The sequence below is a fragment of the Latilactobacillus fuchuensis genome (genome assembly GCF_900258455.1).
Taxonomy (GTDB): domain Bacteria; phylum Bacillota; class Bacilli; order Lactobacillales; family Lactobacillaceae; genus Latilactobacillus; species Latilactobacillus fuchuensis.
The window spans coordinates 1277197-1290291 of record NZ_LT984417.1 but is presented as its reverse complement, the minus strand read 5'-3'; the positions used below and the strand labels follow the sequence as shown (position 1 = coordinate 1290291).

General features: G+C 42.2%; 12 protein-coding genes. 8 read left to right on the top strand and 4 right to left on the bottom strand.

All coding sequences use genetic code 11. The features are described from left to right. Positions 1 to 20: 20 nt before the first annotated feature. The 4 genes from tig (at position 21) to LFUMFP_RS06050 (ending at position 3813) form a co-directional block, all read left to right on the top strand. The gene (tig, locus tag LFUMFP_RS06065; RefSeq protein WP_025082374.1) at positions 21 to 1316 is read left to right on the top strand and encodes a trigger factor; all 1296 of its coding nucleotides are present in this window, start codon (positions 21 to 23) and stop codon (positions 1314 to 1316) included. 203 nt (positions 1317 to 1519) lie between these two features. Then, positions 1520 to 2773, top strand: coding sequence for an ATP-dependent Clp protease ATP-binding subunit ClpX (clpX, locus tag LFUMFP_RS06060; RefSeq protein WP_106483262.1), 1254 nt, complete (start codon positions 1520 to 1522; stop codon positions 2771 to 2773). 147 nt (positions 2774 to 2920) lie between these two features. Then, positions 2921 to 3520 (top strand): ribosome biogenesis GTP-binding protein YihA/YsxC, encoded by a 600-nt coding sequence (gene yihA, locus LFUMFP_RS06055; protein ID WP_025082372.1) that lies wholly within the window; start codon positions 2921 to 2923, stop codon positions 3518 to 3520. After that, entirely contained in the window at positions 3520 to 3813 is a 294-nt protein-coding gene (locus LFUMFP_RS06050) for a nucleoside triphosphate pyrophosphohydrolase family protein (protein WP_025082371.1), read from the top strand. Before yihA ends, LFUMFP_RS06050 begins: the two co-directional genes overlap by 1 nt. Before the next feature lie 35 nt (positions 3814 to 3848). Here the strand turns inward: LFUMFP_RS06050 and LFUMFP_RS09885 are convergent, their stop codons facing one another. Next, positions 3849 to 4001 (bottom strand): SPJ_0845 family protein, encoded by a 153-nt coding sequence (locus LFUMFP_RS09885; RefSeq protein ID WP_169788637.1) that lies wholly within the window; start codon positions 3999 to 4001, stop codon positions 3849 to 3851. A gap of 196 nt (positions 4002 to 4197) precedes the next feature. Between LFUMFP_RS09885 and LFUMFP_RS06045 the strand changes: the two genes are divergently transcribed. The 4 genes from LFUMFP_RS06045 (at position 4198) to LFUMFP_RS06030 (ending at position 9273) form a co-directional block, all read left to right on the top strand. Further along, on the top strand, positions 4198 to 5601 hold the full coding sequence (locus tag LFUMFP_RS06045) for an ABC transporter substrate-binding protein/permease (protein ID WP_408609871.1): 1404 nt from the start codon (positions 4198 to 4200) through the stop codon (positions 5599 to 5601). Beyond that, a complete protein-coding gene (locus LFUMFP_RS06040; RefSeq protein ID WP_025082369.1) occupies positions 5594 to 6325 on the top strand; it encodes an amino acid ABC transporter ATP-binding protein in 732 nt (243 codons plus the stop codon). The genes LFUMFP_RS06045 and LFUMFP_RS06040 overlap by 8 nt, the downstream gene beginning before the upstream one ends. A 79-nt stretch (positions 6326 to 6404) precedes the next feature. Then, on the top strand, positions 6405 to 8186 hold the full coding sequence (gene uvrC, locus LFUMFP_RS06035; protein WP_056950751.1) for an excinuclease ABC subunit UvrC: 1782 nt from the start codon (positions 6405 to 6407) through the stop codon (positions 8184 to 8186). A gap of 250 nt (positions 8187 to 8436) precedes the next feature. Then, positions 8437 to 9273: a YitT family protein gene (locus LFUMFP_RS06030; protein ID WP_025082368.1), complete on the top strand. Its 837-nt coding sequence runs from the start codon at positions 8437 to 8439 to the stop codon at positions 9271 to 9273. A gap of 50 nt (positions 9274 to 9323) precedes the next feature. Here LFUMFP_RS06030 and LFUMFP_RS06025 read toward each other — a convergent pair whose 3' ends face one another. The 3 genes from LFUMFP_RS06025 to LFUMFP_RS06015 are packed head-to-tail and all read right to left on the bottom strand — an operon-like array spanning position 9324 to position 12939. Then, a complete protein-coding gene (locus tag LFUMFP_RS06025) occupies positions 9324 to 11246 on the bottom strand; it encodes a PTS fructose transporter subunit IIABC (RefSeq protein ID WP_106483261.1) in 1923 nt (640 codons plus the stop codon). A gap of 23 nt (positions 11247 to 11269) precedes the next feature. Next, positions 11270 to 12187, bottom strand: a complete 918-nt coding sequence (pfkB, locus tag LFUMFP_RS06020; protein ID WP_025082366.1) for a 1-phosphofructokinase — start codon at positions 12185 to 12187, stop codon at positions 11270 to 11272. Further along, a complete protein-coding gene (locus tag LFUMFP_RS06015; protein WP_106483260.1) occupies positions 12184 to 12939 on the bottom strand; it encodes a DeoR/GlpR family DNA-binding transcription regulator in 756 nt (251 codons plus the stop codon). The genes pfkB and LFUMFP_RS06015 overlap by 4 nt, the downstream gene beginning before the upstream one ends. Positions 12940 to 13095 lie beyond the last annotated feature (156 nt).

Sequence of the window (13095 nt, the reverse complement as noted above, 5' to 3'; positions counted from 1 at the left end):
ATAACTGTCGGAGGAAAATTATGTCAGCAAAATGGGAAAAAAAGGGCACCAATGATGGTGTTCTAACCTTTGAAATTGATTTAGATAAAATTAGTGAAGGTTTGGACGTTGCGTTCAAACGTGTCCGTAAAAACATCAACACACCTGGTTTCCGTAAAGGTAAGATGCCTCGCCAAATCTTTAACAAGATGTATGGTGAAGAAGCCCTTTATGAAGATGCTTTAAACGCTGTTTTACCAGAAGCTTATGATGCTGCTGTTAAAGAAGCCGCAATTCAACCAGTTGATCAACCAGAAATTAATGTTGAAAAAATGGAAAAAGGCGCTGCTTGGGTGATTTCTGCTAAAGTAATCGTTAAACCAGAAGTTAAATTGGGCGATTACAAAGGTTTAGAAGTGCCAAAACAAAGCCGTCGGATTACAATCAAAGACGTTGAACAAGAACTTGAAACACGTCGCGAACGTCAAGCTGAATTAGTGCTTAAAGAAGACGCTGCTGCTGAAAATGGCGATACAGTTGTCATAGACTATGAAGGTTCAGTTGATGGTGAATTATTTGACGGTGGCAAAGCCGACAACTATTCATTAGAATTAGGCTCAAACTCATTCATCCCTGGTTTTGAAGATCAATTAGTTGGTCATAAAGCTGGTGAAGAAGTTGAAGTTAAAGTCACATTCCCTAAAGACTATCAAGCTGAAGAATTAGCTGATAAAGAAGCAATCTTTAAAGTGACAATGCACGAAGTTAAAGCAAAGGAATTACCTGAATTAGATGATGAATTTGCTAAAGACGTTGATGAAGATGTTGATTCATTAGACGAATTAAAAGAAAAAATTCGTGAAGAATTAAAACAACAAAAAAATGATGCTGCTGATACGGCCATCCAAGATGCTGCCGTTGCTGCTGCAACTGAAAATGCAACAATCGAAGATTTACCTCAAGCAATGTTGGACGAAGAAGTTAATACTCAACTACAACAATACTTAGGTAACATGCAACAACAAGGTATCCAACCTGAAATGTACTACCAAATCACTGGGACAACAGAAGATGATTTGAAGAAACAATTCGAAGGCGATGCTGACAAACACGTTAAAACAAATCTTGTTTTAGAAGCAATTGTGGCTGCTGAAAAAATCGAAGCAACTGACGAAGAAGTCGCTGCTGAAATTAAAGAATTAGCAACACAATATAAGATGGAAGAATCAGCTGTTCGTGGCGTTCTTTCAGACGATATGTTGAAACATGATATCGGTGTTAAAAAAGTAATTGACATGATTACTGATTCAGCTGTCGAAGTTAAAGACGCTAAATAATAACGATGTGAGCTTTAATCGGTTCTAAAAGCGGGTTCAAGGTGCTTACTTTGGACCCGCTTTTGCGTTATTTTAAGCAAAAGGCGTTATGCTGTGACTTCTGAATAAACTATGTTATAGTCTTAATTACGATTTCAAGTCGTTGTAGCTGACAGTTTTTTTAAACCTGCTATGATGAAGATAGGAAAGGGGATCATTTTACGATGTTAGATGATACAGAAACAACAACTGGCCCAGTCACTTGTTCGTTTTGTGGTAAATCACAAGACCAAGTTAAAAAGATTGTCGCTGGCCCTGGCGTTTACATTTGTAATGAATGTATTGATTTATGTAAAGAAATTATTGATGAAGAATTCAAAGATGAAGCCGTTAATGATTTATTAGAAGTGCCAAAACCAAGAGAAATTCTAGCGATCCTTAATGATTACGTTATTGGTCAAACTGAAGCGAAAAAAGCATTATCAGTGGCCGTTTATAACCATTACAAACGGGTTAACCAAATGACCGTTGCTGAAAAAGGCGATACTGAACTTCAAAAGAGTAATATCGCTTTAATCGGACCAACTGGTTCAGGTAAAACATTCTTAGCTCAGACCTTAGCGCGGATTTTAAACGTGCCATTCGCGATTGCGGATGCCACGACGTTAACTGAAGCGGGGTACGTGGGTGAAGATGTTGAAAATATCTTGTTGAAGTTATTGCAAAATGCTGACTTCGATGTCGATCGTGCTGAACGGGGCATTATTTATATCGATGAAATCGATAAGATTGCCAAGAAGAGTGAAAACGTCTCAATCACCCGTGATGTTTCAGGTGAAGGGGTTCAACAAGCACTCTTGAAGATTCTTGAAGGGACCATTGCGAGCGTTCCCCCTCAGGGTGGGCGTAAGCATCCACAACAAGAGTTAATTCAAATTGATACCACTAATATCTTATTCATCATTGGTGGGGCTTTTGACGGCATTGAAACCATTGTTAAGAACCGTCTAGGGGAAAAGACAATCGGTTTTGGTAGTAAAGCTGGCAAAGTCATCGATGAAAAACAAAGTTTAATGCAACAAATTGGCACGGAAGATTTAATGAAATTCGGGATTATTCCTGAATTCATCGGTCGAATCCCGATTACAGCTGCTTTGGAGAAATTAACGGAAGATGATTTGGTTCGAATTTTAACGGAACCTAAGAATGCACTCGTTAAACAATATGGTAAGCTGATGGCATTAGATGATGTTGAACTTGATTTCACGGAAAACGCCCTCCACGCGATTGCACATTTAGCGATTGAACGTGATACGGGTGCCCGTGGATTACGGTCAATCATTGAAGAAGTCATGATGGATATGATGTTTGATATCCCAAGTCGCGAGGACATCGCGAAGGTCTTAGTGACGAAAGAAGCCGTTGAAGGTACTGGTCAACCGCAACTTTTCTTAGCTGATGGTCAAGAAGCGTCATAAAATAATTCGATAAAGGTTGTTGGCGGGTTAAGCGTCAGCAACCTTTTTGATTTGTGACCCTAAACATGGATATTCAGAGAAGTCAACGGCGCAATAAAATTTTATTTATGCTAAACTAGCTATCGAAGCAAACAATCGGAGGTCATTATGAAAGTACAAGAAGTCGAAATGGTTATGAGTGCGGTCTCAGAGGCCCAATATCCAACTGATCAGTTACCTGAAATTGCCTTATCTGGTCGGTCAAACGTTGGTAAATCATCATTGATTAATAAATTAATCAATCGGAAAAGTTATGCGCGGACCTCAAGTAAACCCGGTAAAACGCAGACGTTGAATTTTTACAAAGTTGAAAGTCAACTCTACTTCGTCGACGTACCTGGTTACGGCTATGCGAAGGTTTCTAAGAAGCAACGGGAGAAGTTCGGTCAGATTATCGAAACTTACCTCACAACGCGTCAAAACGTGCGAGGATTGATTTCATTGATTGATGGTCGCCATGAACCCACCGAAGATGACGTCGCGATGTACGTCTTTGCTAAATATTATGATTTGCCCGTTTTGGTTGTTGCAACGAAGATGGATAAAATTTCTAAGAGCAAGTGGAATCGTCAAGAAAAAATTATTAAAGAAAAACTCGATTTTAACCCAGTTGATAAATTTGTTAGCTTTAGTGCGTTAACCGGTGCGGGTAAGGAACAAGTTTGGGAATGGATTGAACGTCAATGTGAAATTGGAGGTCAACAGTAATGGAATTTAATGAATATCAAAAACTAGCCAACCGAACGCTATACGGTAATGAACAGGTTCTGACGAATCTAGCGTTAGGGTTATCCAGTGAAAGTGGTGAGGTCGTCGATATTGTTAAGAAGTACACCTTCCAAGGTCACGAACTAGATGAAAAAATCTTAACTAAAAAGATTGGTGATGTTCTTTGGTATTTATCACAAATCGCCGAGTGGAACAATGTTGATTTCGAACAAGTCGCTCAAGATAACATTGAACAATTAAAAAAGCGTTACCCAGAACGGCACGCTAAATAAAATATTCGGTATTAAAAAAGTAGACCAAGTGAGGTCTACTTTTTTTGTGCGGTTTGATCGTCATCGGATTTACTTTTAGTTTCTGTTTCGTCTTCTTTTTTAACGACTGGTTGTTCTTTCTTAGGAACGGAAGCAAATTTATCGAATAGACCGGTTAAATCATTTTGGCGGTGGACTGTTAAACTCATTGAAATTCCTCTTTTCTCATTTGCATCTATCATACCAGATTATCATTAATTCGCAAATTTTAAACATTTATATAAATAAATGTTGCATAAATATTCATATTAATGTATTATAGGAAACATCGAAGGAGGAGTTAGGATGAATATTAAGAAGAAGTTAATGATATTAATGTTACCTTTAATGTTATTGTTGGGGGTAATGATTAGCAATAATCAACCAGTTTCAGCGGCAGGTCAGACCGTGAGCCAAGTTCAGGCCAAGAAAACGTTAGTCCTAGGAACGAGTCCTGATTATGCACCATATGAATTTTTAGTGAATAAAAACGGCAAAAATAAGACTGTCGGCATGGACATTCAAGTGGCCCAAAAGCTGGCCGATGATTTAAACGTCAAATTAGTCGTTAAATCCATGGATTTCGATGCATTGTTGGTCGGGCTTGAAACTGGGAAAGTCGACATGGTCATCTCGGCAATGTCACCAACGGATGAACGGTCAAAGAGTGTTGATTTCTCCGACGTGTACTATCTCGGTGGACAATCGATCTTAGTCAATAAGGCCGATGCGAAAATCTATAAATCTAAAAACAGTTTCATCGGTAAAAAAGTGGGGGTTCAAACGGGGAGTTTACAACAAACACTTGCTAAAAAACAAATTAAAAATGCCCAAATTACGGGTTTAACCAAGGTTCCAGATTTAGTACTCGCACTCAAGAGCCATAAAATTGAAGGGATTGTCGCCGAAACACCAGTGGCAACCGCTTATGCCAGTAATGATCCAGAATTGGTTAGAATTGATGGGAAATTCGATTTAGGGGCGGATATGCAAGGTTCTGCAATTGCTTTCCCTAAAAATTCGCCAACCTTAGTTTCAGCAGCTAATCAAAGTATTGCGCAAATCAAGAAACAAAAATTAATTCCGCAATATCTTAAAAATGCGGGTAAATTAATGAAAACAAACACGCATAATACGAGCATGTGGCATTATTGGTCTTATTTCGCTAAAGGGATTGGCTATACCTTATTCATTACGATTGTGTCAATCGCAATCGGGATTTTAATCGGTGTGATTCTCGCCTTTGCTCGGATTTCGAAGAATAAATTCATGCATGGTTTAGCGGTGATGTACATTGAATTCGTACGGGGCACACCATTGATGATTCAAATTATGTTTGTCTATTTCGGAATTGGCTTATGGATTAATATCCCAGCGTTATTAGCCGGTGTGATTGCCGTTTCCTTGAATAGTGCTGCGTACGTCGCTGAAATTATCCGTTCTGGGATTAATGCGATTGATCCAGGCCAAACGGAAGCGTCGAGAAGTTTAGGACTTTCACAACATGATACAATGCGGTATATTATCTTGCCACAAGCCTTGAAGAATATTTGGCCAGCATTAGGCAACGAATTTATTTCATTAATTAAGGAAAGTTCAATCGTTTCAATTATTGGGGTCACTGATTTAATCTATCAATTGAAAGTGGTTCAATCAGCGACGTATAAAGGGGTCGCACCGATTTTTGTTGCGATGCTGATCTATTTCGTCCTAACCTTTAGTCTTTCAAAATTATTGAATTATATCGAAAGGAAGATGCAACATGCTTAAAATCAATCAACTCGTTAAAAAATATGATGATAATTTAGTTCTAAACGGGGTTAGTGGCGACGTTGAAGCGGGCCAAGTAATCGTGGTGATTGGCCCCTCTGGTGGTGGTAAGAGTACGCTACTTCGGTGTTTGAACCGCTTAGAAGAACCAACTGGTGGTCAGATTCTATTTGAAGGCACCGACTTAATGACGTTGTCTGAAAAAGAATTGGATCAGATTAGAACCAAAATGGGCATGGTCTTCCAAAATTTCAATCTTTTTCCGAATTTAACGGTGATGGATAACTTACGATTGGCGCCCCAAAAGGTCAAAAAAGAAAGTGCTGCCGAAGCGACGAAACAGGCTGAAGCATTACTTGAACGGGTTGGCTTATCCGAAAAGGCGGATGCTTATGTCAATCAACTATCTGGTGGTCAAAAACAACGGATCGCAATTGCCCGCGCTTTGGCAATGTCGCCAGACGTTCTGTTATTTGATGAACCGACTTCAGCATTGGATCCCGAAATGGTCGGTGAAGTGTTGAAAGTCATGCAAGATTTAGCGCAAGAGGGCATGACGATGGTCGTGGTGACCCATGAAATGGGCTTCGCACGTGAAGTGGCTGATGAGGTCTGGTTCATGGCCGATAGCCAAATTGTTGAAAAAGGGACACCAGAAGAATTGTTTGATCACCCGCAAGAACCAAGAACCCAACAGTTCTTAGCACAAGTCCTAGCACAATAGTCGTTAAAGTTGCTTTTTAGCCGAAAACACGTAAAATGAAAGAACGAACACTTGTTTTGGATTAAGGAGTGGTGTGTTTTTGGCAAGTGAACATCTTGAACATAAATTAGCATTATTACCAGCTTTGCCCGGTTGTTATTTAATGAAGGATATCAACGCCCAAATTATCTATGTCGGGAAAGCTAAAAATTTAAAAAATCGGGTTCGGTCATACTTCAAGAGTAGTCATGAAGGGAAGACCGCCAAATTAGTTTCTGAAATCGTTGACTTTGAAACCATCATTACGTCGACGAATAAGGAAGCTTTTTTGCTGGAAATTACGTTAATTCAAAAACACCAGCCGTATTATAATATTAAACTAAAGCGGGGCACCGGTTATCCGTATATTAAGATTACCAATGAACGTGATCCGCAACTGTTGATTACGGGGGAAGTCAAGAAAGATGGTGGCTTTTATTTTGGCCCGTATCCCGATGTCTATGCTGCCCAAGAAACGTTGCGCTTCTTACAACGAGTTTATCCCTTGAGACGTTGTCAGGGGCATCAAGGCCGTCCTTGCCTGTACTACCACATGGGCCAGTGCCTAGGTGCTTGTTTTAAAGAAGTTCCGGAGAGTCTGTACGCAATGCAAATCAAAGCGATTAAACGCTTCTTAAACGGCCAGGTCGATCCGGTTAAAAAGAATTTAACGGCGAAGATGACAACGGCGGCTAGCGAGATGCAATTTGAACGGGCGGCTGAATTACGCGATCAACTGCATTACATCGAAGCGACGGTTGAAAAGCAAAAAATTATTTCGAACGATAATACGCCCCGCGATTTATTTGCGTTTTATGTCGATAAAGGTTGGATTTCGATTCAAATCTTCTTTATTCGGCAGGCGCGGTTAATTCGTCGTGAAAAACGCTTATTCCCGTGTGTTAGTACGCCGGAAGAAGAGCTAGCAACCTTTATCTTACAATGGTATAACCGTAAGAATAACGTTTTACCGCGTGAAATATTGGTGCCGACTGGCGTTGAAAAGGCGGTCTTATCTGATATTCTAAAGGTGCCCATTCGGACGCCGCAACGTGGTGAAAAAAAGGCGTTACTCGAATTAGCGCAGAAGAATAGTCGGTTAGTACTAGAAGAGAAGTTCCGATTACTTGAACTCGATAATCGGCAAACGATTGGCGCCCAGAACGAAATTATGGCAGCGCTAGGGTTACCGAATGGCCACGTGATTGAAGCGTTTGATCATTCCCATATCCAAGGGGCTGATCCGGTTTCGGCGCTGGTAACTTTTGTGGATGGTCGCGCTGAAAAGAAGTTATACCGTAAATATAAATTGACGGAAACGCCGGAGCGTGCCGGGGCCAATGAAGATGCCAATACGCGTGAAGTCATTCGCCGGCGTTATTCGCGGTTATTGAAGGAAGGTAAACCGCTGCCCGATTTAATTTTGATGGATGGTGGGATTGTTGAACTCAACGCCGCTAAAGACGTCTTGATCAACGAATTGGATTTAGCCATTCCGATTGCCGGAATGGTTAAGAATAATCATCATCGAACGGCCTCGTTGTTATACGGCGAAACGGCGGATCAATTGATTGATCTGGATCCGAAGAGCCAAGGTTTCTATTTATTGACCCGGATTCAAGATGAAGTCCATCGATTTGCGATTACTTTCCACCGTCAATTACGCGGTAAAAATTCGTTAAGTTCTAAGTTGGATGATATCCAAGGGGTCGGACCAAAAACCCGGACGAAGTTATTAAAACAATTTGGTTCCTTAAAACACATTAAAGCGGCGACGGTCGACGAGATTGAAGCGTTAGGCATTTCAAAGACGGTTGCACAAACGATTAAACTGTCACTATAAATGCAAAAAACAAGCTGTGACAGAACTTGATTATCAATTGAGTATCAAGTTGAAATAACTGATTATCCAGAACTAAGGATAATCAGTTATTTTGATTTGAACGGAAATTGATGAGTTCTGGCGCGCGTCGAAGAAGCATGTTCACTTAATATTAGAATACTAAGACTTATGTCACAGTTTCTTTTTGGGTTGTGATTGTCGTGCCAATTATGATAATCTAAAGGTAATTTAGGAGCGGGATGTGACGTTGATGAAAAAACAAGTGGTGAAGAATAGTTTGGGAATTATTCTAGGGGCGTTTATTTACGCTGTGGCAATTAATGATTTCTTAATTCCCCATCAAATTGGGGAAGGTGGCGTCACCGGGTTAACTGCGCTTGGCTACTATGCATTAGCGATTCCACCGGCTTTGACCAACTTTGTCTTGAACGGGATTTTGATTATCATTGGGATTCGTTTCTTAGATAAAATCACGATTGGCTATTCAGTCTGGGCGGTCTTTTGGATCTCCATCTTTTTGAAATTACCGCGGCTGATTCATTATCATACGACGCAGACCTTAATTCCAACAATCATCGGCGGGGTTTTAATGGGGATCGCGATGGCAATCATCATTGATTGTCAGGGCACCATTGCGGGCAGTACGATTCTCGCTAAAATCGTCAACCGTTATTTAGGTATTCCGACCGGTAGTGCGATGTTGTTCTTTGATTTGATTGTCGCGATTCCGTCCGGTTTCATTATTGGATTTCAGAATATGTTATTGACGATTATTGAATTGTATCTATCAGCGGTGATTTTAAATCAATTGTTAGCCCGATTTGGGGCCAAACGGGCGGTCACCATTATTTCAGAACAATACGCCCAAATTGCCGCGACGTTATCGAAAGAGTATCATCAAGGGATTACGGTGATTGAGGCCAAAGGTTATTACAGTCAAAATCAACGGCCGATGTTATACGTGATTTGCACGGCGAAACAACTGGCAACAATCGTGCCAACGATTTCGCAGATTGATGCACAGGCTTTAGTGGTGGTTGATGAGGTTCGCAGTGTGCAGGCCGAACAGTTACAACGACTATTATAGAAAGCAAAAAAAGAAGCATTCAGGCGAATGCTTCTTTTTTAGTTGGGCCATTAAATTTCTTTAGCAACTGGTCGCCAGAGGCCTAGGATTAAAGCACTGACGAAGGTCCCGATGAGAACGGCTAAGACGAATAATAAACCGTGATTAGCGAGCGGTGCGACGAAAATGCCACCATGGGGTGCTGGAACGGTAATGCCCCAGAGTTGGGTTAAACCACCGCCAATCGCTGAACCAATCACACTTGAGATAATGACGTGCAAGGGATCAGTTGCGGCGAATGGAATCGCGCCTTCAGTGATGAATGATAGTCCTAAGACATAGTTGGCAAAGGCTTGTTTGCGTTCGCTACCGGTAAATTTATTTTTGAATAATGTAGCAGCAACGGCAATGGCCAATGGTGGCACCATCCCACCAGCCATGACAGCGGCCATTAATGAACCGTCTTTAGTGGTCGTGAAGACCCCAATGGCAAAGGTATAAGCAGCTTTATTGAAAGGACCACCCATATCGACGGACATCATCCCACCGAGGAGGGCGCCTAACAGCAAGGCGTTACCGGCTCCTAAATGGGTTAGGAAAGTACTTAACCAGAGATTGATTTGTGCGAAGATTGGGTTGACCATGAAGAACATGATGAAGCCAACAATTAGTAACCCGAGGACGGGGAAAATCAAAATTGGTTTTAAACCGTCTAACGTTTGAGGCAGATTTTTGAAGGCTTTCTTTAAACCAACAATCACCCAACCAGCGATGAAACCAGCCGCTAAACCACCTAAGAAACCAGCAGGACTCTTAGACGATAAGACGCTGGCAGTGGCTTGACTGGCCATATAACCGCCGACAAACCCGGGCATTAAAGCGGGGCGATCACCAATTGAAATCGCGATATAAGCGGCTAAAACTGGAATTAGGAAGTTAAAGGCGTTATTGCCCAACGAGTTTAAGAAGATAAAGGTTGTTGAGTGGGCGCCGACCGTTTGTTCCAATAGGAACGAGATGGCCATTAAAATCCCACCACCAACGACGAAAGGTAACATATTTGAAACACCATTCATTAAATCCTGATAAACGCGACTCCACAATGATTTCTTGTCGGCATCGGCTTCTTGGCCAGTAGCCGCTTCAGTGGCGTGGAAGATAGTGCCTTCTGAATCCAATGTTTTTTGAATCAATTCTTGTGGTTTCTTAATGCCATCGATGACGGGCCGATTTAAGAGATGTTTGCCATCAAAACGAGGCATTTCCACTTTTTTATCAGCGGCGATAATCACCCCAGTCGCTCGGTTGATATCGTCGGCGGTTAAGCGGTGTTTGACGCCTTCAGAACCGTTCGTTTCAACTTTGATGTCGATGCCCATCTTAGCGGCGGTTTCCTTCAATGCGGCTTCGGCCATGTAAGTATGCGCAATCCCAGTTGGGCAAGCGGTGACCGCAACGATGAAGGGTTTCGTGTCATCAGTGGCAACGGCAGTTTGTGCGGCTTCTTTTGCAGCTTCTTGAGCGTCTTCGGCGTCTTTAGCCGCTTGGGCTTTAGCAAAGAGTGCTTGGACGTCGTCAGGTGTTTGGGCTTGTTTTAAATCGGCGACGAGTTGCGGTTTAATCAATAATGATGAAAGACCGGCCAACGCTTGTAAATGGGTATTATTAGCGCCTTCTGGAGCGGCAATCATGAAGAATAAGTAAACGGGTTGGCCATCGAGTGCGTCGTATTCAACGCCATTTTGACTCTTAGCGAATAAGACGGTCGCACGTTGAACGGCGCTATCTTTCGCGTGGGGCATGGCAATCCCTTCACCAATCCCGGTTGAAGATTGGGCTTCGCGAGCCAGGATGTCTTTGCGATAGAGGGTAGCATCCGTAATGACGCCGGCCGCTTGATATTTAGCAATCATTTCATCAACCGCGCCTTCTTTAGTCGTGGCTTGTAAATCCATGATCATGACGTCTTTTAAAAGTAAGTCTTGGATATTCATAATTGGTCTCCTTTGATGGTTAATTAATCAATTTGTGTGATTTCGATGTGGGGTAATAAGTCGTTGATTTTAGCGGTCGTCGCTAAATCTTCTGAAAAGGCCGTGGCACTGCCACAAGCTAAACTGGTTTTAAAAGCGGCCAAGGCATCGTGGTGTTGCGAGAATGTGCCAACGAAGCCGGCAATCATTGAATCGCCTGCTCCGACCGAATTAATGACTGTCCCTTTTGGTGTGCCGCCTAAGTAGGCGTGTTCTGGTGTGATCAGTAAGGCGCCAGCGCCAGCCATTGAGACTAAAACATGTTGGGCCCCTTTGGTCAGTAATTGACGGCCAGCGGCGATGATTGCTTGATGGTCCGCGAAAGTTGTGTTAAACAATTCCGCTAATTCGTGGTGGTTAGGTTTAATCACGAGGGGCCGATCGGCTAAGGTATCCAGTAACGCTTGACCGGTCGTATCAATCACGAATTCGGCTTGGCGTTCGTGAATTAAAGGCACTAGGTCTTTATAGAATGAAGCGGGGAGATTAGGGGGCAAGCTACCCGACATAAAGACGATATCGCCGGGCTTTAATTGATTGAGCTGTGCTTTGAGCACGTCAACTGCTGCAGTCGGAATAGCTGGCCCTTGACCGTTAATTTCAGTTTCTTCAACCGCGTCTTTGATTTTAACGTTGATGCGGGTATCAGCGGGGACCTGCGTAAACTGACAATCAACGAGCTCGTTATTGAGTTGTTGTTGAATGAAGTCACCGGTAAAACCGCCGATAAAACCGAGCGCCGTACTAGGTAGGTCTAAGGCTGCTAAAATACGAGAGACATTAATGCCTTTACCACCGGGAAGTTTGACGTCTGATTTGACGCGGTTCACTTGGCCGGTGGTTAATTGGTTGAGTTGGATGACGTAATCGATTGATGGATTCGCCGTAATGGTATAAATCACGATAAAACCTCCTGAATATTGGCTTGTTGTTGATAGCGTTGTCGAATGGTTGCCGGTAGTTGATCGGTAATCAGTTGGACTTGTTCTAATTGGGCAAATTTGCTAAAAGAAACGGCTTCAAACTTAGTGTGGTCCGCTAAGACCAGTGTTTGGTTCGCCTGTTGAATCGCAAAGCGTTTGAGCGTGGCTTCTTCGAGATCGGGGGTGGTGAGACCAGCAGCTAAATCAATGCCGTTCGTCCCGAGAATCGCTTGATTAAATTGGAACTGGAGTAAGGCTTCGAGTGCAGCCGCGCCGACCATGGCTTTGGTTTTATTTTTAACCCGACCACCGAGTAAGAAAGTTTGAATCTGATGGTCAGCTAGTAATGAAGCTGTATCAACCCCATTGGTGACCACAGTTAGATTCATTGCGGGGGTCAAATAGGGGATGATGGCCTGAGTTGTCGTGCCGGCATCGAGATAGATGACACAACCTGTTTTAATTTTAGAAGCGGCCAATTGCGCAATTCCAGTTTTCTCATGAACGTTTTTGCTGGTTTTTTCAATTTGTCCTAGTTCTTCTTGCAAGGTATTGATGCGTTTGGCACCGCCATGAATGCGAATCAGTAGTCCTTGTTCTTCTAAAAGTTGAAGATCTCGACGGACAGTTGATTCGGATGTTTTTAATAATTGGCAGAGCGCTTTCATCTTAACGACTTCTTGTTGCTTTAAAAGTTCGATAATTAATTGTTGTCTTTCTTCGGTTAGCATAATGATCTCCTCCGTAAAATCATTATGACATCGTTTTCAAATTAAATCAATCAAAATATTCCAAAAACGTTCAAAAACAATCATTTTTAGAATTAGACCGAAATATTAAATAACAATCGGAAGATGCCATTCGCCTGATTTAACGGGCTAGACCAG